This is a genomic window from Acinetobacter sp. Lyrl_1 (genome assembly GCF_051948795.1).
GTDB classification, from domain to species: Bacteria; Pseudomonadota; Gammaproteobacteria; order Pseudomonadales; family Moraxellaceae; genus Acinetobacter; species Acinetobacter towneri.
The window spans coordinates 64,452-87,505 of sequence record NZ_JAYJLK010000003.1; the positions used below are offsets into that span (position 1 = coordinate 64,452).

Below are 23,054 nucleotides of genomic sequence, written 5' to 3' on the forward strand. Positions count from 1 at the left end.
TAAATTTTAACGGGTTTCACCAGCAACTCAACTTGTTTAGCTGGTTTTTTACAATTCAGTATAAATTCAACAGCTCTTTAAAAAAAATGCACATAGCCTAAACTGGTCTTGTTCCAGTCCTGTTTGTCCTGTTGTTGATATTCCCAACCCAATCGCAACACATGCTGCGGGTTGAGTACATATTGCAACTGGCTGTTCAGCTTAAATTGCCATTGGTGACGATCTTCCCAATACGGTAATTCAAGCTGAACCAAACTATTCATGCGTGCTGACCAGATATTTTGACAACCCAGTGTTGGGCCAATTCCAACACGCCAGCCTTTGTCTAAAGCCTTACCCGCTTGCACATGATTTTGAATTTGCACATAACACAAATGTTCACGCGCTTGATTAGCCACGCTATAACCAAACTGTGTTTTTAAACTTAAAACACCATGCTGTTCCGTTTCGCTAAAAGCCCCGTGCGAATTCAGGGCTTCTTGCTGCCAACCCAAATTAAAGCCCCAACTAAGTAGTGTTTTAAATGCGGTCATTGGGTTATAAGAGTTCACCGAGAGTAAATCTAACTGATTCAGTTTTAAGCGGTCTTCACGATATTGCACAGAAGCTTCTAAAAAGTTGAGTTGCGTCCCTGTACGAAAACCACCTTGCGGATCAAGTAAGTCATGGTAAGCCTGTCGATGACTCAACTCTACAAAATGCTCGCCTTGCACCTCGCCAGTACGCACAGCAAAGCTTCGTGCATGATGCCCCTGCACAGGATCGACCTGAGGGCGTGCGACATCCTGACGTTGTTTTTCTAAATTGATCTGACTTCTTAAACTTAAAATTTGTCTCAGTCGCGGTTGTGCAATTTTGGCTTCAATTTTGCGTCCAATCAGTTTCAGATACAAATCGTCATAAGCCATTTCCAGAATTTTAGCTTGATCGATTTGGCTGTGATTTTGCAAAACTGCCGCCACATTTTCAGGTTCTGCTTCGGCCACTTGATGGGCAGTTTTTGCCAACGCTGTGCCATGTTGTCTAGCTTGCGCCAATAACTGAGTTTCCAAAGCAGGACGATAGACAACATCTGCCACTAAATTTTCCTGCTCTACAGCTTTTAGTGTTTCAATTGGAATAGATGCGACTCTAAACTGCTGCTGTAAATTCAGCTCAGGGCGCACCAAATCCATTAAACCCAATAAGCGATAGGCACAATTATCACTGATAAAATAATACGGAAATTGCACATGCTTCATTTCCCAAATGTGCTGCACTAAAAATGTGGTTTCCTGCTCATTCAGTGCCAGTTCATATTCCCACAAATCTCGGCTTTCTAAATCGCCATATTCTTTTACTTTGCGGTAATACGGCATCAGTGAATATTCACCCGGATATTGCCCTGTAAGTCCTTTCCATGCATAAGACCAACCTTCGCTGCCCGTTACCGTTGCTGCATAATTGACAGCATAAGAAATTAAATTCAGTTGTTTTTGATCTTTTGGGTCTAAGCGCAATAAAGTATGCCCAAACATAGAACTTGGATTGCCCATAAAGTCTGTGGCATAAATCAGCACTGCTTTATAAGGTTTAATTTGTCCAATCCATTCGTCCAATTCAGGACATTGCACCTGTGCCAAATCTTGTTGAGGAATTTGTAATTGTTCAATTAACCAGCGGCTACGTGCAGGAAATTTACACTGCACCGATTGATTGGCAGGCGCTGTTTCAAATAATGCCTGCACATTGCGAAGTAACTCTTGGTTTAAATTGCTTCCGCCTTGTTCCGACACAAAATAGCCTGCATATTGCACTTTACTTTTGCCTTGCTGCGCATACATTAAACGCTGCCAAGTCACCTGTTCTGCCAAGTGTAGGTCTTTGGCTTTTTGCACATAATGTGCGGAAGATATTGCTAATTTATTTGTATTTTGTACTGTAGAAGTGGCTGTAAGTGGCTGAATCTGTATTGGAGATATTTCAGGAGATAACGCAAAAACCGTAGGAGATAAAAAAACTAAACTACTTAAAATAATGGATTTCATGGACATTTTATAAATTTTATATACATATTCAGGCTTAAACGTATTCTTGTGCTATAAAAAAGCCCTGCGAATAATGCAGGGCTTTTATTCAAACTTAAACGTATGCTTTTAATACGTCATCATTCGCCATCACGTTCTGTAAAGATGCCAATACTTCTAAAGAAGTCTGGTTTTCTGCAGAATAAATAGATGCAAAGTTTTGCTTAGAAACCGCAAAGAAATGTGCTTTATCTTCTGCTTTAATGCTTAACAATTCAGCCAATACGTTTAAGCTTTCGCCTTCACCAACTGCCATATCGCGTGCCAATGTTTCAGCATTTTCATTGGTAAATGTCACAACTTGTGCAGTTACTGTACCTGTACCGCTACAACCTAAAGTACCAAATGTGATACCAAATAATTGGTTTGCAAAAATACCGTTTGTAGTTGCTGCTAAAATTTTTGCAACTTTGCCAGACTGACCTGCCCAAACTTGAGAACCGATACCACAACCTGCATCACGGTCTGCAAATGCTGCTGTAGAACCCACTGCCAAGACAGCAGCCAATGCTAATTTTTTAATCATCGCCTTACTCCAGAGATTTATTATTCGAAAAATTATGCTTCGAATCGTTATTCTTTATTGCTATGTGTAATTTTTATTACACTATTTTAAGATAGCGAGATGTCACTCAGAAGGCAAAACATTTATCACAAAATCAGGCATTATTTTTGTGCATTTTTGTAGCGTCGATTGGTTTTTAGCTTAAAGATTGGTCTTAAATTTGAAAATAGATTTTAGTGTTGAAGATAGCATTTAGATTTACTGCTGCTGTTGATCCTCAGTTTTCAGTGTCCACTGCCCTTCTGCATCGCGATAACCCAAAATTTTCATGACCAGAACCAGACTCAGTAACAGCAATAAATACCAAGAACCGAGTTTGCCCCAGCCGACCATGTGCCACGCATCGACCTGACTTGGATACAACCATATTTGATAAAAGGTGCTAATGTTTTCTGCGACCCAAATAATAAAAGCCAAAAGCATCAATACAGGCAACATTGGCAGTTGTAATTGAGACCGTTGTAATTGAAAACGAATTTTGGTTTTCCAGAAAATCACAACGCTCCACGCAAACAAGCCATAACGAATATCGGGGATAAAAAACTTGCTCATGAAGTTGATGTACGACAACACTGCCAAGGCCATCATATTGCTAAAAGTCGGCAAATTCCGTAAAGATACCCGATACAAACGCAAAGAACGCGCAAAGAAACTGCCAACTGCAGAATACATAAAGCCTGCAAAAAGCGGTACGGTCATAATTTTAAAGACAGCAGGTTGAGGATATTGCCACGATGCAATTTGTGGATGAGTTAAAAAAATTTCCATGATCATCGCTAAAATATGAAACAAAGCGATGACTTTGGCTTCTGCCCAAGATTCTAGTTTTAAATATAAAAGACAAACTTGAATAATTAAGGCATAAAACAATAAATAGTCGTAACGGAAAAATCCGAAATATTCCTGGCTACCCATTGATGCAGTGAGTGCAAATGCAATCAGCAATAAAATTCCAAATAAGGCAGCCGAAGCTGCCTTAGTCGAAAACTCAAGTCCTGACTTTAACCATGTTATCCACATGATCTGACAACCTGACCGAAGCTGAAATTACTCTGATACATCTAAAAATGATCCATCTATATCATTACGTGATTATAGATATTTGGCACTGTATTCATGAACCGTGTCGATAAATACTTTAGGACGTTCAGGATCTACCCATTGGGTAATGCCATGACCTAAGTTGGCTACATAACCTGTTTTTTCACCATTGGCATAGGCATCATCCAGCATCGCACGTGTTGCTTTGGCAATTGCTTCAGGTGAACCGTACAAAGTGGCTGGGTCTAAGTTACCCTGCAATGCGGCACGACCACTCACCGTTTGACGTGCGACATTTAACGGTGTTGTCCAGTCCAGACCAAAAGCATCTGCACCTGTTGCAATCATTGGCTCCAGCCATTGACCGCCACCTTTGGTAAATAAAATAACAGGGATTTTACGTCCATCTTTTTCACGTTGCAGACCTGACACAATTTTCTGCATATAGTGGAGTGAAAATTCAAGATATTCACGATGGGCCAATGCACCGCCCCAACTATCAAAAATTTGTACTGCCTGTGCGCCTGCATCAATTTGTGCATTTAAGTATTCGGTCACTGCATCGGCCAAACGGTCTAATAGTGCATGTAAAACTTCAGGCTGTGCGTACATCATGTTTTTGGTGAAACGGAAATCTTTGCTTGAACCACCTTCAACCATATACGTTGCCAAAGTCCATGGACTACCTGAAAAACCAATTAAAGGCACTTGTCCGCCCAAAGCAGAACGAATGGTCGATACTGCATTCATGACATAGTCTAAGTCTGACTTGGCATTAAATTTAGGTAAATTGGCAACGTCTTGCTCGGTACGCACCGTTTTATGAAACTTTGGCCCTTCGCCTACTTCAAAATACAGACCTAAGCCTAATGCATCGGGTACAGTTAAAATATCTGAAAATAAAATCGCAGCATCTAATTCATAACGACGCAAAGGCTGTAAAGTCACTTCACAGGCAAATTCAGTATTTTTGCATAGAGAAAGAAAATCTCCTGCCTGCGCACGTGTAGCACGATATTCTGGTAAATAACGTCCTGCCTGACGCATCATCCATACGGGCGTGCAATCTACTGGCTCACGTAATAAGGCACGAAGAAAACGATCATTTTTTAAGGTCGTCATTTACTTTCCCAACTCATTTTCAATCTTGCAGCCATCATATCAAAAAGGTTGAAGTTTTAATAACTTCATTTCTTGCTCGTCTTTTCAGCCTATTCTAAGTGTTCAAATTCAGCTTACGTTTATGTGAAATACATCACACAAACAAAAGTCACTGTAAAATTGGGGTTATCTTGCATATTTACACAAAACAACTACTGCATCTCCTTAGTTTTTCTGCAATACTTGGCTAGTTTTTATCTATGTAAATGAATAATTCTCAAGGTTGAATTACATGTTGGTTCGCACAATACTCGCAATGAGTTTAAGTTGCATTTTTGCAGGGACTACTTTTGCTGCATCTACTGCTGAACAACCGTTAAATCCACAAGTGATTAGCAATACCGCTATTGAAGATCCGATTGATCCTTTAGCGACAGAAGCATCGGCTGCACAAAATAATCTAAATGCAACAGACACTGCTATTACGCAACAAGAACAAAATGATTTAAATAAGGCTTCAAAAACCTTAGATGATCTACACAAAACTGAAGATACCACTGCCGATGTAGGCACTGCACCAACAAAAAGCTCTGCAAGCCAAACTGCTACGTCCAACACAGCAGCACCAAAAGTTTCATGGACTTTAGATGGTTTAAATAATGCCACTTGGTATGAAAATATTGGTAAAGGTCAGTTCCCTGTGTATGCACGTGCACACGTGATGCTGAACAATTCACATGCTTCTCCAGGTGCAATTGATGGCACTAGTGGTAAGAACACCCTAAAAGCAATTGCATCATTCCAGCAAATGAATGGCATTAGCCCAACGGGTATTTTAACCAAAGAAACTTGGGATGCGTTGGTTGCACGTCAAGGTTCACGTCCTGCATTTGTAGAATACACGGTTACTGAAGCGGACTTAAAAGGTCCTTATGCGAAATCTATTCCGCATGACTATGCAGAACAAGCCAAAATGAAAGGCTTGTACTACACCCGCGTAAGTGAAATGTTAGGTGAAAAATTCCACATGGATGAAAATTTCTTAAAGAAATTAAATCCGAATGCAACATTTAATAAAGTGGGTGAAAAGTTATTGGTGACCAACGTTCGCAATGACTTACCTGAAGACATTCACCTGATTGTGGCGCACAAAGGTGCAAAACAACTGTATTTGTTCAACAAACAAAACCAAATGGTCGGCTCATTCCCAGCAACCATTGGCAGTGCAGATACTCCATCGCCAACAGGTACTTATAAAGTGACAGGTGTTGCACCAAACCCATGGTACAGCTATTCACCAAGTAACTTTATTCAGGGCAAAAACTTAAAACCGCTGTCTTTACCACCAGGCCCTAACGGCCCTGTGGGGAATATCTGGATTGGTTTAAGTAAAAAATCATTCGGTATTCACGGCACACCAAACCCATCGACCATTTCAAAAACGGCGTCGCATGGTTGTATCCGTTTAACCAACTGGGATGCAAACGATTTAGGTCGTAAAGTACGTTCTGGCGTGACTGTAAAATTCCTTGAATAATCAGTGATCGCTTTAAACCGCAAAAGACCCACGTTTTTACGTGGGTTTTTTAATGCCGCGATAAAACTCTAAAATGTCTAGGTTCTGCAAAAAATCTACACATGTTGCAATTTTAGAACGGCATGTTGCAGTTCGCCTCTAGGTCGGCTGCGGTGAAAAGATTAAGATTAGTTCAAGTTAAAAAAATGATAGGAGCATTATCATGAATGCTTATTTACACCGTAGTGAAGATCGTGGTCATGTGAAAATGGGGTGGTTAGACACCAAACATAGTTTCTCTTTTGGTAATTGGTATAACCCGAAATATATGGGTGTTAGTGCCTTACGTGTCATTAACGATGACCGTATTGCCGCACATAATGGTTTTGGTACTCACCCACACGACAACATGGAAATTTTGACTTGTGTATTAAGTGGTACGATTTCCCACCGCGACAGCATGGGCAATGAACGCCATATTACTGCAGGTGAATGGCAGTTAATGAGCGCAGGTACAGGCGTTCAGCACAGCGAAATTAACAATGGTGATGAAGAAGTACACATGCTGCAAATTTGGATTCAGCCGAATGTACGCGATGCAGAGCCGACGTATCAGCAAATTCAACGTGACCCAAATACAGCACCCAACCAGTGGCATTTAATTGTCGGCCCGAATGACAATGCCCCAATGCACATTCGTCAACAGGCAGAAGTAAAAGCAGCTGTTTTAGAAACTGGACATCGTTTAGAAGTTACAGCAACACAAGCGGTAAACTATGTGCATGTAATTCGTGGTGAAATCACCATTGGCGAGCAAACAGTTAAAGCGGGCGATGCTTTGTTATTTGCTGATAATGCTGTGATTGAAGCAAAAGAAGACAGCCAGTTCATTTGGTTTGATTTACCAAAACAGTAAGTCCTGACTGTCACCTTATTATGATTGAGCATCTTTAATTTTTTGAGTTACCCTCTTGCCCTCTTCTACAGAGGGCTTTTTTATGGCTGAAATTGCATGATTCATTTTTTAAACACAGTTTTTGTCACGTTAATGACTTTACGCTGTTGTCTGCAAATACGCAGCAATTTGCTCTGCCACATTCCGTGCGGTTCGGGAAACACCAATTAAAGTTGCCGAGGCTGCGCCTGTCCAATCGCCATAACCAACCAACCATAAATTTTGCTGTTGTAACGCTCGATTTTCTAACACATCGACTGTGCCTTGTGCATTAACCACATTCAAACTTTGTAAATGCGACAATGCTGCCTTAAAACCTGTGCACCAAATAATGGCATCAATTTCCTGTTCGCGCCCATCTGCCCAAACTGCACTATGTTCGGTTAAATAGTCAAATGGCGGCAGACCATGTAATACATCACGTTGCCGTGCTTCTTTGACACTTGGAATCATCACAATATCGCCCAAACCACCGATCGGTTGTTCAATACTGCGACCTTCCTGCTGGGCTTTTAAGCGCTCCGTGGCACGTAAAAATAAAACCCGTCCATCTACATCATCGGCTAAAAAACTTGGCGGTTGCTGTGTAACCCAAAAAGTTTCGGCCACTTTAGACACTTCTGCCAAAATTTGTGCGCCTGAGTTACCCCCGCCGACAATCATGACTCTTTTGCCCTGAAAAGCATTGGCATTGCGGTAATGAGCCGAATGAATTTGTGTGCCTAAAAAGCGTTCGCGTCCTGTATAAGCAGGAATAAAAGGCTGACTCCACGTTCCAGTAGCACTCACAGCGGCTTTGGCTCGCCAGCTTTGCTGTGCCGAACACACAATTAAATCATTGCCTTCCTTCAGGACTTTTTCGACCTGCACAGGACGCAGCACAGGAAATTGATAGCGTGTTTCATACGCTGTTAAATAGTCAATCACTTCTAATCGTTTCGGATATTCCTGTTCGGTTTTTGGCATTAACCAGCCGGACAAAGAACTCCATGTATTTGGAGAGAACAGCTGTAAAGAATCCCACGCATGTTGCCACGCACCGCCCGACTGCGTTTGATTATCCAAGATCAGAAAATTGATTTTTTGCCGTTTTAAAAAGTAAGCCGTGGCCAATGCTGCTTGTCCGCCACCAATAATAATTACATCGGCATCCATTATTTGATTCAAAATGGCTCTCCTGCTCGCAATACGCACCCTGTTGCTATGCCTAATCTTAGCGCATAAGTGCAACACGTGAGAGATTAAAAATTCAGTCCACCAAACTCAACTTATGGAAGCACGTAATTAGAAGCAAGCCATCTTGAAAAATGATGCTGCAAAAAAGCCAAGTCTTTCAACTTGACTTTGTTTTGTAAGATAGCTTGATGTGCAACACTGCAGAATCAGGTTCGGGCTTTAAAAAGCCCAAACCAATTTCAAAGTCGAAGAGTGTCCTTCAGGACGATGTTCCACTTCGGTTTCTTTCAAAAACTTTGCTTCCAAAGACCAATTATCACGTTTGTATTGAATCGCGGGACCAAAAGATAGAGCCTGTCCTTTATTGCCAATACTGACACCATTCACTTCATCATCTGTGGTTTGTTTAAATACATAACCTTCGAGTGCCAATTTGACTTGATCATTCAATTGATAACCGATTGCATAATCTCCAGCGAAATAATCCCCCGACTGATAATTTGTGTCGTCATTTTCACTGTTGAAGCTATAAGACATTTTGGTGGAAAACTCCCAACCTTGCGGCTGCAAATAAGAATACGCAAAGATAGGACGAATGGTGTTGTAGTTCTTACCTAAGTTGGCAACTACAGGACGTTGTGGATTGGCATCTTCATAATCGCCTGTTGCGAGCACACCTTCTAAAGCAGCTACACTGTGATGATTGCCTTTATGCCAACCCAACATGCTGCCAATAATCAAATCGCCCAAACCACTGTTAGAGTCTGACATGCCCATCACATTTAAACGCAAATCGACCAAAGGCTGTGCAGCATATAAACCCAACTGACCGCCTGCAATGTGTTGGGGGGTCATCCATACCAAACGTGGAATATAGACATTCACATCGGCATGGAAATTGTCTGGGCCGTCTTTAAACTCACTGGCATGATAGTTCTGATAGTAGTTGAGTAAGTATACCCCAGCTGGTGGTAAAGCCCCTGCTGCAATGCCTTCTGCGCCTAATCCAAATGTATCTAAACCGTTTTCTGTTGCATTGACGTGTGTCGCCATGACACCCAAAAGCATGAGTGCCCAAATTTTGTTATTCATAGAACATCCTATTCAATAGAAATTTTGATGAAGTCTGCCTGCTGCGCCTGAATCATTCATGCGCGAACAGCCGACTTTTAAGGGCAGCATCAACAAAGAACTTGCTGATGCTGTATTGGCGAACGTGTTAAAACTTTGTGTTTTAAGGTGTGGGATTAAGCACTTGCACGACGACGTTCAACTTCAGTCGATGGTGCATTTGCAGTGTCTTTGACTAATTCAAAGTTAAAGGTGATGTGCTTAAATGGTTTGTCTAAACCACGGCGCTGAATTTCTGCAGCATCGGTCACATCTACCGCTGTTGCAACCAGACCTTCACGGGTCGCAAATGCGAAGTCATCCCACAGGTATTGATCACCTTCAATGTTAAATTGCGTAGTGAGTTTGCGGTAACCTGGTGCAGAAATGAAGTAATGCACGTGAGATGGACGGTTGCCATGACGACCTAGTTTGTTTAATAAAGCTTGAGTCGTGCCGTCTGGTGGGCAGCCATAACCGACTGGCATGGTCGTTTGCGCCACATATTTACCATTGGCATCACTGAAAATAGTACGGCGTAAGTTAAAGTCAGACTGAGATTTATCAAAGAATGAATAGTTACCTAAACCGTTGGCATGCCAAACTTCGACTTTGGCATTTTCAATGATATTGCCATTGGTGTCAGTGACTGTACCTTCAATAATTAACGTATCTAAATGGTCCGATTCTGAACCATCATCCATACGCGCAAAACCGACTGATTCAGGCGCACCTGCAACATAAAGTGGCCCTTCAATGGTACGTGGTGTACCGCCTGTTACGCCTGCTTTGGCATCGGCTTCATCGGCACGTAAATCTAGATAATGTTCTAAACCCAAACCTGCTGCAAGTAAACCAAGTTCATTGGCTTTGCCTGCATCGGTAATATATTCCAGACCTTTCCACACTTCTGAAGGCTGAATGTCTAAATCTTCAATGGCTTGAAATAAATCTGCCACTAAACGCACCACTATTTGCTGCACACGCTGATCGACAGGGCGTGTAGCGGTGTCTACGTTCATTTCCTTCACTAAAGTATCAATTTGTTGACGGTCCATGTAACTCTCCTTGGCTATTTTGGCTTTGCTGGTTGTCGCATTGCTATTTTGGCTTTTGACACTGCCTTACTGTGTTGATGATGGTGTCAGTGCTGAGCTAAATGCCTCAACACTGACCGACTTCCTTGGAAACTTTTTATCTATTGCAATTCGATAGGCTCAGTACAATATTGCAGCACCTATCCACTTTTAAATATGTGTTAAATATGTTTAAACAATGCTGAACGTGACTGACCACTTGCACCATCGGCAGCACTCAAGAAGCGTTCAGTGTGAATATCACGTTCAAACAAACGGCTTTGCATTAAGGTCGAAATTGCTGCATCAATCATGACTGGTGGGCCGCATAAATAGGCTTTGTGTCCACCGCAACGCTGCTCAAAATAATCGGCAACCGCTTCATGCACATAGCCTGTAAATCCTGTCCAATGGTCTTCTGCTTTAGGTGCATTTAATGCAGGAATGTAGCGGAAGTTTGGATAGTCTTTGACTAACTGCTCAAACAGTTCTCGGTTATATAATTCCGCAACATCACGCGCACCTTGGAATAGGTAAATGGTGCGGGTATCACCCGACTCTAGTAAGTCTAAAATCATAGATTGCGGGCTAGATAAACCTGAACCACCTGCAATAAAAATCGCATCCTGATCATCCGATTTACGTACAAAGAATTGTCCGTATGGCCCTGAAATTTCCAGTGCGTCGCCTGCCGCAAGCTGCTCATGCACATAGGTCGTAGCACTGCCGCCCACAACATGACGAATATGCAATTCAATAATGCCTAGTTCGCTTGGTGCATTGGCAATTGAGAAGGCACGAGTGCCTTCAATACCCGGGAATTGCACGTTAATGTATTGCCCTGCCTGAAACTCCATCGGGCGGTCTAACTGCAAGCGCACACCTTTAATGGTTGGAGATAAGTCCTTTACCTCAAGGACTTTGGCCTGATAATCCTGAACCAAATATCCCAAGAAATCTGGGTCTTCATCAACATCGGCTTCAATGGTCATGTCTGATTCAGGCTTACAGCAGCACGCCAACACTTTGTGTTCTTCACGTTCCAAATCCATCAGCGCGAAAGGTGACGCTTCGCCGATATCATAATAACCATCGGTGACTTGGACTTTACAAGTGCCGCAAGTGCCATGCCCACAAGCAAATGGCAACCACACGCCTTGACGTAACGCGGCATCTAAAATGGTTTGATCTTCTTCAACCTCAATGGTTGTGCCAATTGGCTCAATTGTGACTTGATAGCTCATCTGCGACCTCCTGTCTTGTACTTACTGACTGTGCTTTGCTGTCTTTATTTTGTTGTGATCTTACTGTTTTAAACGTGTGCGCCCTTGTACCCATTCAGTCCTGGGGTCACAAAACGCAGTAGTGATTTTTGATCGAAGCCAATTTCTGCCAAGGTCTGTTCAGGGCGTGGCTGAATTACCTGTTTGTTTAAAGTAAATTGCACTTCATCCCATTTAATGTTTTCAAAGTCAGGATGTTGATGGAAACCCGCCTGCATTTGCTGATCCAAAAATTCCTGAAAGGTTTGCTGCGGCGAAACCAACATGGCGTGTGCAGAACAATATAAAGTGTGATGATCCCAACCCACATACACCAAAATGTTGTCGCCATAGTGTTTTTGTAGGTCGCGTGGTTCAAAGTCGTAATCTGGGCGAATAGCGCGTACTGACATGGTCATTCTCCGTATTGGGGTGGTTTGAGCCGCAAATGACTCAAACCGAAATCCTTTTAAATTTGAATCTTGAAATAACTTAAATTTTAGATATTTACTTTAGATAGTGAATGAGCGTTAAGCCGCATCACCTTTCCATTTTTTCCAGCGTTGCTGGTCTGGTGAACCTTCAATATCCAAGTTATCTGCACCGACATTGAAGCGATAATATTCGCGCAGCATGTTTTCCAAATCTAAGCCACCACAGTTGCCTTGTAGAATTTGGTTCACTGGCAACCATGCCTGCACATATTTTTCAGGTTCACGTTCAAAAATATCGTGACAACCATCTGAACAGGTGTGGTAACGCTCGCCTTTATAAACAGACTCACGATACGTAAACATGGTCGGATCGCCATCCATTTCGGTGAAAGTCATTGGCACTTGGCAAATTTGGCACAATTGCGGTAAGCCTGCGCTGTAGAAACGCTTGCCTTCTGCTTCCATCTTGCGTGCTAACTCCCACTTTGGACGGTAGTATTTGTCAAAGGTGTCTGGATATTTTTCAGATAACCAATCCATTTCCTGATCGGTTGGAATCCAAGTATGGAAACCTGCTGCATGACCGAAGTTATAGAAAATCCACCACGCTTGATGCGACACGTGTTCTTTTTCTTTGGTAATTACTTCTGAATATTTCGGCATACGAATACCGTAACGGCTCAAGTCTTTAAATAACGCACCGCCCGCTTCTTCAAAGTAGGTTTCCCACGCTTCTTTCCACGACATCACTTTGTTTGGCAGCATGTAGTCCATCATCATGCCAACTATAGATAACAGACGAGTCCCACGCCAGAACCACTTATCAATCCATTCCTGTACGATTGGCACGTTATCTTCGTGTTGTTCTAACAAGAATTTCACGATTTCTAGACCTAAAGTCATGTGACGTGCTTCATCGGACTGTGCACTAAAACCAAAGGTGACCGTTGCCATATCGCCATTGTGTGCTGCACCTGACATGAACGGTACGAACAACAAGTTGGTCAATACATATTCAAAGGCAAAGCTAATGGCTAACAAGAACTCAAACGGCCCTGCTGAACGCGCATCTTCAAAGAAAGATTTTGGTACAGACAAGTACCAAACGCGGTCATGCATGTGCGACCAATCCTGAAAACCATCAAAGAATTTGTTGTAATGGCTCATGGCATGAATTTGCGTCTGCACGTGACGTAATTCATCAATCGACTGCATTTGTGATGCGATACGTGCGCCTACACCACTGAACTGACGCCCTACATGTGCATAACCTTGGAATGCCTGATATTCAAGCGGAGTTACCGCAGTTAAAAACAGTTTGATGGCATTCAAATAACGCTCATTGGTCACGTTCATTTGACCGTTGTTTTGTGCAAAAGCATCAAAAATGGCGTAAAGTTTTTTCTCTTTTTCTGCCTGATACTTCCAGTAAGCATCCATGGTTAAACGGAATGGATCTTCCCATTTAGACCAGTCTGTAATTTTAATGCCTTCAAATTCTTCGTATGGAAAAGCTTCTTTGCGGTCTGCATAAGAAAAGTCCCAATCCAAGTCACGAGTAAGTGCGCGATAACGGTCTTTGGCATTCAGTTTTTTTGCTGGGGTTTTAACTTGTGAATTCATGCTCATCATCCTTAAATTTTTTAGCGGCAATCTATGCAGCAATATGTTCTGGCGGCACTGTACTCAAATTGGCTCAGTGCACATCCTTATTCCTAGTTCCAGTGCAAACGGAAACTGTCATCATCTTCTTCGACGTTGCCGCCCAACGTAATCATGTTGAGTTGTAAAGACTGAATATCCCAATCTTGTCCAAGTTTTTCAGATACCGTTTCTGCTTTAACAATCAGACCTGTTTCGCTTTCTACCCGAATCATGGCTGGCAGATATTGAATCGTGGCATCTGGGTTGTCTTCTTCAATCGCTTCAATGATGTAGCGCGACGTGTCATTGTCCTGTAATGCGAGATAAACCTTAGACATGCTGCTTCTCCTTAAGCCTGCAAAATTTGTTCGAGTTCGATGCCAATTTTTTTACTGCGTTCCAGCAGTTTTTGTTCTGCAATGTCGACTGCATCTGCAGACAACGCCTCAGCTGCCCACGTTGCAAATGCCGCTTTCACTGCAGGTAAATATTCGGCTAACCACTGGCTCAACAATTGTTTGTTATGTGCAGATTCTGCAGCTGCGGTTTTAAATACGCTGTCTGACCATTTGCGTAAATCTGCCATGGCTTCCTGCATAAATTCCATCAGCATCGCCAAGTCACGTGCTTGATGCTGTGCCAGCCATTGATCAAATTGGGTGTAAACCAATTCGCTCATAAAGCTGTCAATCACCAAGTTTTGTAATAAAAACAGTTTGAAATAGTCCTGCTCGATCAAACTGGTTTCACACAACTTGCGCAGTCCTTGCCATGCTTCATCCTGCATCCATGCTTGTTTGGCTGGAATTAAAGATTCGCCCGTGTTGCCATCGAGTGCCAAACCAACCCGTGAGATGTACTGCGCCATCCCTAAACGATCCATCGCAGCATAAATACAGGCTTGGGTCAGCACCGTGCCATAACCATAAGCACTGCCCGACATCATGTGTAAATTGGCAGTCTGTTCGATATGACGAAACGGCAAAAACAAGGCAATCACTTTGGCTTTGACATCTTCAGAAATATGCTCTGCCAACTGACGCTTTTCAAAAAAGCTAAAGTTACTTTCGGCAATGTCCTGCAAACGCGCACGATGCTGCACATAAGTTCCGTAATAAAACTGACGCGGGTCTTTAAATGCATACCAATCCTGCATTTCAATCGCAGTATGGGTTTTATCATTTAAGGTTTTTTCAGGTTTCCACAGCGGACGATAGTGAAAGTTGGTTTCCGCCTGAATATCAAAACTGACTTCCTGATAACGGGTGGCTGGCTTGTTGCCAAAACGGCGCTCAATATAGGCATAGTTTTGACGAATTGGCTCAATACCCGCTGTTTTAATTTCTAAAGTCATCGCTTATCTCCTTAAGCATTCAGTGTTGATCTTCATGATCAATGTTGTATCGCTGTGCACCGACTAAAGTGTCGTGTTCAATGCCGTAACGCCATTTGTCTTCTTCAGCATCATTCACGGCTTGCTGTTGTTCGCTCATTTCCACCACTTGATTGGTTGCGCAGAACTCGCGGAATGCTTGCTGCGGTAACACCAACTCCACATATAAAGTGGGATCGTGAATGGCAAAGTCGAACTCGACAAATGCGGCATTAATATCGCCCGTTACCCGAATATATTTGGTTAAGGGCAATGCGCCTGTTGCATCCTTCATATTGTTCTCCTACAAGATCTGATTCATTCAGAACTTGCTTCAGTTGCTTCATGCATCTGTTGCTTACTTTTACTATTACAACAAGCGTGCCAACTTTATAAAAACATTGAAAAACAGCAACTTAAAAAATCTGAGTGTTTTTATAAGAATTTGGATTTCATGATTTGATGAATTTTGATGTTTAAAAAATTTAAGATTTCATGATTTGATGAAATACAGCCCGTACAGATACAAAAATTTACCCTTGGGCTTTATGCAATTCGCTTATGATAAAGACGGAATAAAAACAACAAAAACATATAGATACAACTAAATACCTTTAAGGTTTGGCATGATGCTGTTTAGGTATTATTGAATTTTCACGAATTTGCATAAGATGGCTAAACAGCCTCGAATTTAATGGATTAAACACGGCGCATGGTACGAGTAAAATACGACAGCAGCGGCAAATATGCAGGTCATCCTCAGGAAATTCACGACCTGCTTTCCAAACTACATTTTGACACTGAGCGTGGACAAATCTGGTTTGATGAATATCGCATGTTGCTGATGCATACCAGCATCATGGGCTATTTGCGTAAAGACCTTGCCAATATGATTGGAATGGAACGCACCAAACGCTTTTTTATTCGTTTGGGCTATCAGGCAGGTCTGAAAGATGCAGAAGTCACTACTAAAATGCGCCCAGGTTTAAATGAAGAACAGGCTTTTATGGCAGGGCCGCAAATGCACGGTATTCGTGGCATGGTGCAAGTTTCTGCCAATCAATTGATTTTAAATCAAAAGAAAAAACAGTTTTATGCAGACTTAAACTGGCATAACTCTTTTGAAGCCGATGTGCATGTTGAGCAATTTGGACTGAGTCACGAACCTTCCTGCTGGATGCTGCTGGGCTATGCTTGCGGTTACAGCAGTTTTGCCACAGGCATGACCATTATTTATCAGGAAGTGGAATGTAAAGCCTGCGGGCGTGAGCATTGCCGTATTATTGGTAAACAACTCAGTGAATGGGAAAATGCCGATGAGCTGATTCAGTTCATGTCGCCTGAACCGATGGAACAGGAACTCATTGCACTGCAAGCTGAATTGTATGAACTGAAAAAGTCGATTTATGCCACCAGTAAAAATGACTACAGCATGTTCAGCTCGGTGGGGCAATCAGCTGCCTATCAACGGGTCTGTGACCTGCTGAAAAAAGCCGCTGGTGCCAAAGTTTCGATTTTACTACAAGGTGAAACTGGTGTAGGTAAAGAAGCCTTTGCCCGTGGTGTGCATGAACTCAGTCAACGTAAAGAACATGCTTTTGTTGCGGTCAACTGTGCGGCAATTCCGCCTGAACTGATTGAATCTGAACTGTTTGGTGTTGAAAAAGGTGCCTTTACAGGTGCACATCAATCACGCTTAGGTAAATTCGAACGCGCCCATGGCGGCACTATTTTTTTAGATGAAGTGATTGAGCTTTCACCACGCGCTCAAGCGGCTTTACTGCGTGTGCTACAAGAAGGTGAAGTGGAACGTGTTGGGGATTCACAAACACGGCATTTAGATGTCCGTGTGATTACCGCCACTAATGAAGATTTAGAACAGGCAGTTAAAGCAGGACGTTTCCGTGCCGATTTGTATTATCGCCTGAATATTTTTCCCGTGCAGATTCCACCGCTCAGAGAACGCCGTGAAGATATCCCCCTTTTAGTTGAGCACTTTTTAAAACGCTTTGAAAAAATGTACGACAAACAAATTCAGGGAGTAAGTGAAAAAGCCACCGCCTTTATGCAAAGTTATGCTTGGCCAGGCAACATTCGTGAACTGGAAAACTTGTTGGAGCGTGCAGTACTGCTCACCGAAGCGCAACAAATGATTAAACTGAATGCGTTATTCCCACAAAAGCATGAACACGATGCTGAAGATGTGCAAGACAGCACAGATTTAGACAGATTGGTCACCGAAGGTTTTGACTTAGAACAGCATGAGCAACAATTGATTATGACCGCCATGCAAAAAGCCAAACAGAATGTATCTGAAGCTGCCCGCTTATTGGGAATTTCACGTGCCGCACTGGATTATCGTTTAAAAAAATACGCCATGCGTTAAAACTTCCTTCAATAAAAAAAGCCTTGTTTTTCAACAAGGCTTTTGCACTTTAAAGCAGCAATATTACCAACTCAGGGTCTGTGTGCCTGGGCGGAAAATCGCTTCACCCATCACATCTGGATTTGAATATTTTAAACCTTTGATTAAATCACCCTCGGCAACACCATACTGATCCATACACATTTTGCAAATATAGACCTCACCACCTTTGGCCATAATGCTTTTTAGCATTTTTTGATGCTCAGCATATTTATGTTCAAAACGGTTAGATGCCAACATCACACCCTGATCAACCAAGTAAATGGTCAGTGGATGACCTTTGCCAAACTGGTTATTGCTCATGCCAATTGCCATTTTGGTACGGTGTGCATCATTACTGGTGAGCAATACAAATAGCGGATCTTTGTTATTCTCTGCCATAGCAGGCGATAGACTTGCAAAGCTCAGGAATAAAGACAGACACAACAGCTTAATCAATTTCATGGTTGATCTCAGAGTCAATTTAGATGTGATTAAAATAGTAGCATAATAAATATAATATATTTAAATAATTAATATATTATGCTTCGCATCTACAATTGACTTAAAAACCAGTGCTGCAAATGACCAAGTGCAGCCATCCCAGCTACAAAAAAACAAAGCGCCACCCAATAGGCAGCGCTAAATACAAATTAAGCATTCGTGTTTTAAATAAACAGTTTAAGCGGCTAAATTTTTCTTAAGCTCATCTTCTACAATGCTAATTTCTAGCTCACTGAAACGACGGATTTCACCTTCTGCATGTTTTTCTAACATACCACCAATCAATGGAACTTTAACTTTAATGGTCCAGTCCAACTGAATTTCAATTTTTTCTTGATTACCTGTAACGGTACGCTCGCCTTTGGCTTCCAAAGGTAAGTTAGCGCCCAACTCAACTGTAGAAGTAAGTGCTGATAAGTTGGTCACATCATTACGTTTTAAACGAAATGCATCTTTTAATAGTTTTTTTGCCATATCTGGAATATTCACATCCAAGTTATAAGCACGACGCAGGGTGTAAATATCACCATTCTTTTTTGATTCTAAAATTTCTAAATTTTCACCTGGAATACGTTTACACACCGCTTCATGTAACGCAATATCTGCCACTAAACGCTTAAATTCGTCAATTGAAACGCCATGAATAGTGGCATTAACAGTAAATTGATGAGCCATTTGAGTTCCTTTTATTTTGTTTATTGATGGAGTAGGTCTAGCATCATCGTGCAATATAATTTGGCTGATGCTCAACGGGTATAAGTTGTTTTATATCCTAAATACAACTTTATTTTCAGGCTATTAAAGTATTTTTTCCACCTGCTGTCATTGACTCTAATTGTTCAAATCTGTGTGTAGGATGCCAAATTCAGCAGCATAAATATCATGACTATATAAAGTAAGATAATGCCCACAAAATTCGATTTTGGCATAAAAATGCTCTGCCCCATCATCCAATCCTGTGGCATACCAAGTGGTGCCTTGAGGAAAATCATCCAACCATTGGGCTTGATAAAAATCTGCAATCGAATCAAACTGTAAATAACGCTCAGGATACGCTAAAATATCCAATGCCAATAAATCAAATTGTTTAAGCTGCGCCTGTTTAAAATCAATTAAATTGCTCATCGCTACACGCCATCACACCGCAGAATGTGCCGCATGTTGTTGTCGGATTTTATGCCATTCACGCCAGCCCAAATAAGCAAGACCCACAAAACCTGCATATAACACAGCCGTTAACAGCAACTCTTTGTAAATAAACATGCCGATATACACCAGATCGACCACAATCCATAACACCCATGTAGCCAAGTATTTACGACTGGTCCAATAGGTTGCCAATAGACTCATAGCTGCCAGTTGTGCATCCAATAAAGGCAGTGAAGCCTGCGTCCACCACTTTAAACTTAGCCCAAACAGTAAACCCAGTATGCTACTCAGTGCAATTTGCAGCCACATTTTAGAGAGTGGCAAGCTTTGAATGATGATATGTTGTTTTTGCTGCTGTGCAGTTTTCCACTGGAAAAAACCATAAACAGCCATGCCCATAAATAGGGTTTGTAATACCGTTTCGCCATACAATTGATATTCAAAGAATAAATAGGCATACAACAAACAGGCAATAAAATTTACCACCCAACAAGCAATATGCCGTTTGATGGTTAACGTCACGCCTAAGACACTGATCAATACAGCAATGATTTCTAAAACCGACATTGATGCAGCCTATGAAAAAGAAAAATGCATGATACCTTGTTTCTGTAATACTGCTCAAACTCAGACTGAGTTAAGAACAAGTCAAAACAATAAAAATAAACACCCGATAAAATTGGCTTTATACATCTGCATGATTATATTTATGTTCTTGTCCAAAACGGTCTACATGGGTAATAAAAACACCATATTTACCCACATAATATTCCAAAGATTGTTGATAAAAACTCCAGTAAATCGACCACTCACCTAAATCTAACTGACGAATCTGCGTTTGGGCTTTAGCAGGCATTTTATTGAGTAATTCTTGCTGTATGGCTGTGGCATCATCAGGGTCGGAAGTAGAAACTTTTAGGCTTAAAAATAACGCTGCGACATCGTCAAATAATTGCTGTTCGTATTCGGCGACTTCTTCAACCACTTCTTCTACAGCACGAGGTGCTTTGTGGGTAATCGGGTCTTGTACGATATTGGCCATATCTTGACAGCTTTGCTGAAAGCTACGATTAATTTTTATTTTGAACCAGACTTTCCACACTGCATAGACTGCAATGAAGAACAAAATCCACAACAATAGTTTTGCCATCTTGGTCTTCGCTCTTATTCGGGCGCTTGAATAAAGTATAACGATTTCAGCGCTTAGCGTCTATTCTGTGTACTGTGCGAACACATCCTTAGCAACGGATTAAACCTAAACCTATACTGCTAAAGATCATCAATAGATACACAAATAAGCTTCTTATACTTAAATTCAATTAGACATGCTTGAATTACACAATACTACGCTTTTACTCAAAAATACGACTTGAGCATCATCATAATGAAGTAAAACACAACAAATTTCTGCTATTTCTTACAGGTGTTTTCCCTTCCAATAGAGCCTTGTTTTTATCTATAACTATAAGCTTAGATGATTAGAGCTGCACAAATTCAAGATGTCTCCGATTTGGTTGCGGTATTACACGCCAGTATTCGGTCTTGTATTCAAGATCATCAACGTAATGAAGCCAAAATTCAGGCATGGCTTGAAACGAAAAACTATGAAAATATTTTAATGCTGTTGCACTACAACAATTGCTGGGTCTATGTCTTACAGCATGTGGTGGTTGGTTTTATTATGATGAGTGATCGCGGGCAAATTTTACAACATGCGATTGCACCTGAAGTACAACAGCGTGGTATTGGTCAGGCCTTGTTATTTGAAGCTATTGCTCATTTACGGGCTAAAAATGTATCGCAAATCAGTGTGTTTAGCACACAGACTGCGCTGATGTTTTATCAAAAATACGATTTTGAAATTCAACCACAAAAAATTAGTTATGGGCATTTCACCCCCATGCTCAAACATCTTAATACAGAACGATCAGAGCAATCCTGAGTACAACAATCTTTCAGTTCGATACCCCCATAAAAAAAACCGCTTTCATTTGAAAGCGGGTTCATCTGTATTGCAGCTACGATTTTATAAACGAACTAGCGCAATAATTTTTTCTGCCAATTCTTCAATGGTGTCTGCACTTAACTGCGCATCGGCACCGCTTTCTACATCACTAATCACCACAATGCCTGTTTCACGCAGTAACGCAACTTGCGTAGCATCTAACCCTGCTTTGGCAATTGCAACAATACCCTGCTGAATCAACAAACTTTCAATGGCCTGAGCCTGCGCTAAAATTTGACTTGAAACGCTGACTGCAGCAGGCTTCTGACCTAAACGTGCAGCACGATCTTCTGCAGTGACTGGCGCGCTGTGTGCAGACCATTCTACACAAGCTTCAACCATACCCGCACCAATGGTCACGTTATTAAGACGGTCAATGAAAATAAATGAACCTGTATAACGACTGTCTTGATAACGGTCGAACACGACCGGTGCATCAAATTCGATCGTTACATTAGCAATTGCATTCAGTTCAAGTTGTTCAACCTGCACCTGTTCCAAAGTATTTACATTGGTGCGGTAATGAATTGCGGTGACTTTCGCAGGCACAGTTTGCGTACCCACTTTTAAGTTATACAACTTACCAATCGATAAAGGCTGATCGGCCATCCACACCACTGTGGCATTTACAGCACGTGAAATTTCAGGACGTGCCTGATCTTCACGAACCAAAACATTACCACGTGAAATATCAATTTCATCATTTAAGGTCAGGGTAACGGCTTGTCCAGCAATGGCATGTTCTAGGTTACCATCAAAGGTCACAATCTCTTTCACGGTTGAGCTTTTGCCCGATGGTAAAGCCACAATGCGGTCACCCACATGAATATCGCCCAAAGCAATCGTGCCGCAGAAACCACGGAAGTCTAGGTTAGGACGGTTCACATATTGCACAGGGAAACGGAAATCATTGTGTGCAGTGTTACGGTTAATTTCTACCGACTCTAAGGTACCCATTAAGGTGTTGCCCGCATACCACGGCGTATGTTCCGATCTGTTCACCACGTTGTCGCCATTTAAGGCAGAAATAGGTGTAAAGATAATATTCGATGGTTTACGGTCACCCAATTGATTCACAAAATTGGCATATTCCGCCTGAATTTCATTAAAGCGTGCTTCTGAGTAATCCACTAAATCCATTTTATTAATGGCAACCACAATGTTGTGAATACCCAATAAACTAGAAATATAGGTATGACGACGGGTTTGGGTTTGCACACCATAACGCGCATCAATCAGAATAATCGCCAAATCACAGGTCGATGCACCTGTCGCCATGTTGCGAGTGTACTGCTCATGCCCTGGGGTATCGGCAATAATAAACTTACGTTTTTCAGTAGAGAAATAGCGGTAAGCGACATCAATGGTAATGCCCTGCTCACGCTCAGCTTGCAAGCCATCGACCAGTAAGGCCAAGTCAGGAGCATCGCCCGTGGTACCGACTTTTTTTGAGTCGCGGGTTACCGCTTGTAATTGATCTTCATAAATCAATTTTGAGTCGTACAACAAACGACCAATTAAGGTCGATTTACCATCATCTACATTACCGCAAGTTAAAAAGCGCAGTAGATCTTTGTTTTCGTGTTGTTTTAAGTACGCCAAAATGTCTTGGCTAATTAAATTCGATTTATGAGACATTGCTCAAAGCTCCACATATTCTTTAGAAACCAGTTT

The 23,054-nt window shown here is 41.7% G+C and carries 23 protein-coding genes; 4 read left to right on the top strand and 19 right to left on the bottom strand.

The features are described 5' to 3' along the window. Positions 1-77 precede the first annotated feature (77 nt). From VF675_RS02260 to hemE, 4 genes are all read right to left on the bottom strand, one after another. Positions 78-2,027: a DUF7840 domain-containing protein gene (locus tag VF675_RS02260; RefSeq protein WP_440204677.1), complete on the bottom strand. Its 1,950-nt coding sequence runs from the start codon at positions 2,025-2,027 to the stop codon at positions 78-80. 94 nt (positions 2,028-2,121) lie between these two features. Then, positions 2,122-2,592, bottom strand: a complete 471-nt coding sequence (locus tag VF675_RS02265) for a DUF3015 family protein (RefSeq protein ID WP_096900956.1) — start codon at positions 2,590-2,592, stop codon at positions 2,122-2,124. Between the two features lie 237 nt (positions 2,593-2,829). Next, the gene (locus VF675_RS02270) at positions 2,830-3,651 is read right to left on the bottom strand and encodes a DUF817 family protein (RefSeq protein WP_440204678.1); all 822 of its coding nucleotides are present in this window, start codon (positions 3,649-3,651) and stop codon (positions 2,830-2,832) included. 72 nt (positions 3,652-3,723) lie between these two features. Next, positions 3,724-4,794 carry a uroporphyrinogen decarboxylase gene (hemE, locus tag VF675_RS02275; protein ID WP_004971944.1) on the bottom strand — a complete coding sequence of 357 codons (1,071 nt, stop codon included), beginning with the start codon at positions 4,792-4,794 and terminating at the stop codon, positions 3,724-3,726. A 271-nt stretch (positions 4,795-5,065) separates the two neighbouring features. On the opposite strand from hemE, the gene VF675_RS02280 reads away from it, so the two are divergent. Both VF675_RS02280 and VF675_RS02285 read left to right on the top strand, forming a co-directional pair. Next, positions 5,066-6,310: a L,D-transpeptidase family protein gene (locus tag VF675_RS02280; RefSeq protein ID WP_440204679.1), complete on the top strand. Its 1,245-nt coding sequence runs from the start codon at positions 5,066-5,068 to the stop codon at positions 6,308-6,310. A gap of 202 nt (positions 6,311-6,512) precedes the next feature. Then, positions 6,513-7,205 (top strand): pirin family protein, encoded by a 693-nt coding sequence (locus VF675_RS02285; protein WP_004971950.1) that lies wholly within the window; start codon positions 6,513-6,515, stop codon positions 7,203-7,205. A 138-nt stretch (positions 7,206-7,343) separates the two neighbouring features. On the opposite strand, the gene VF675_RS02290 is transcribed toward VF675_RS02285, so the two are convergent. From VF675_RS02290 to VF675_RS02330, 9 genes are all read right to left on the bottom strand, one after another. After that, the gene (locus VF675_RS02290; protein WP_373424807.1) at positions 7,344-8,399 is read right to left on the bottom strand and encodes an ArsO family NAD(P)H-dependent flavin-containing monooxygenase; all 1,056 of its coding nucleotides are present in this window, start codon (positions 8,397-8,399) and stop codon (positions 7,344-7,346) included. 240 nt (positions 8,400-8,639) lie between these two features. Further along, entirely contained in the window at positions 8,640-9,512 is an 873-nt protein-coding gene (locus tag VF675_RS02295) for a SphA family protein (RefSeq protein ID WP_004971953.1), read from the bottom strand. Between the two features lie 155 nt (positions 9,513-9,667). Next, positions 9,668-10,588, bottom strand: a complete 921-nt coding sequence (gene catA / locus VF675_RS02300; protein WP_004971957.1) for a catechol 1,2-dioxygenase — start codon at positions 10,586-10,588, stop codon at positions 9,668-9,670. 200 nt (positions 10,589-10,788) lie between these two features. Next, the gene (locus VF675_RS02305; protein ID WP_180072231.1) at positions 10,789-11,850 is read right to left on the bottom strand and encodes an NADH:ubiquinone reductase (Na(+)-transporting) subunit F; all 1,062 of its coding nucleotides are present in this window, start codon (positions 11,848-11,850) and stop codon (positions 10,789-10,791) included. A 68-nt stretch (positions 11,851-11,918) separates the two neighbouring features. Further along, a complete protein-coding gene (locus VF675_RS02310; RefSeq protein WP_104853300.1) occupies positions 11,919-12,281 on the bottom strand; it encodes a phenol hydroxylase subunit P4 in 363 nt (120 codons plus the stop codon). Between the two features lie 117 nt (positions 12,282-12,398). Beyond that, entirely contained in the window at positions 12,399-13,925 is a 1,527-nt protein-coding gene (locus VF675_RS02315; protein ID WP_004971966.1) for an aromatic/alkene/methane monooxygenase hydroxylase/oxygenase subunit alpha, read from the bottom strand. Between the two features lie 92 nt (positions 13,926-14,017). After that, positions 14,018-14,284, bottom strand: coding sequence for an MmoB/DmpM family protein (locus VF675_RS02320; protein ID WP_004971969.1), 267 nt, complete (start codon positions 14,282-14,284; stop codon positions 14,018-14,020). Positions 14,285-14,295: 11 nt separating this feature from the next. Further along, entirely contained in the window at positions 14,296-15,300 is a 1,005-nt protein-coding gene (locus tag VF675_RS02325; protein WP_440204680.1) for an aromatic/alkene monooxygenase hydroxylase subunit beta, read from the bottom strand. A 19-nt stretch (positions 15,301-15,319) separates the two neighbouring features. Next, positions 15,320-15,613, bottom strand: coding sequence for a phenol hydroxylase subunit (locus tag VF675_RS02330; RefSeq protein ID WP_004971972.1), 294 nt, complete (start codon positions 15,611-15,613; stop codon positions 15,320-15,322). 417 nt (positions 15,614-16,030) lie between these two features. On the opposite strand from VF675_RS02330, the gene mobR reads away from it, so the two are divergent. Then, entirely contained in the window at positions 16,031-17,704 is a 1,674-nt protein-coding gene (gene mobR, locus VF675_RS02335) for a phenol degradation transcriptional regulator MobR (protein WP_440204681.1), read from the top strand. 63 nt (positions 17,705-17,767) lie between these two features. Here the strand turns inward: mobR and VF675_RS02340 are convergent, their stop codons facing one another. The 5 genes from VF675_RS02340 to VF675_RS02360 form a co-directional block, all read right to left on the bottom strand. Beyond that, positions 17,768-18,187, bottom strand: a complete 420-nt coding sequence (locus VF675_RS02340) for a DsrE family protein (RefSeq protein ID WP_104505546.1) — start codon at positions 18,185-18,187, stop codon at positions 17,768-17,770. A 216-nt stretch (positions 18,188-18,403) separates the two neighbouring features. After that, complete coding sequence (locus VF675_RS02345; protein ID WP_104488713.1) at positions 18,404-18,901, bottom strand: DUF2505 domain-containing protein; 498 nt, start codon at positions 18,899-18,901, stop codon at positions 18,404-18,406. A 156-nt stretch (positions 18,902-19,057) separates the two neighbouring features. Beyond that, positions 19,058-19,351 (bottom strand): hypothetical protein, encoded by a 294-nt coding sequence (locus tag VF675_RS02350; RefSeq protein WP_440204682.1) that lies wholly within the window; start codon positions 19,349-19,351, stop codon positions 19,058-19,060. 12 nt (positions 19,352-19,363) lie between these two features. After that, positions 19,364-19,942: a nicotinamide riboside transporter PnuC gene (pnuC, locus tag VF675_RS02355; protein WP_440204683.1), complete on the bottom strand. Its 579-nt coding sequence runs from the start codon at positions 19,940-19,942 to the stop codon at positions 19,364-19,366. A gap of 118 nt (positions 19,943-20,060) precedes the next feature. Continuing rightward, positions 20,061-20,525 (bottom strand): hypothetical protein, encoded by a 465-nt coding sequence (locus VF675_RS02360; protein ID WP_168419327.1) that lies wholly within the window; start codon positions 20,523-20,525, stop codon positions 20,061-20,063. A gap of 324 nt (positions 20,526-20,849) precedes the next feature. On the opposite strand from VF675_RS02360, the gene VF675_RS02365 reads away from it, so the two are divergent. After that, entirely contained in the window at positions 20,850-21,317 is a 468-nt protein-coding gene (locus tag VF675_RS02365; RefSeq protein WP_136144110.1) for a GNAT family N-acetyltransferase, read from the top strand. An 84-nt stretch (positions 21,318-21,401) separates the two neighbouring features. Here the strand turns inward: VF675_RS02365 and cysN are convergent, their stop codons facing one another. Then, the gene (cysN, locus tag VF675_RS02370; protein WP_440204684.1) at positions 21,402-23,018 is read right to left on the bottom strand and encodes a sulfate adenylyltransferase subunit CysN; all 1,617 of its coding nucleotides are present in this window, start codon (positions 23,016-23,018) and stop codon (positions 21,402-21,404) included. Positions 23,019-23,054 lie beyond the last annotated feature (36 nt).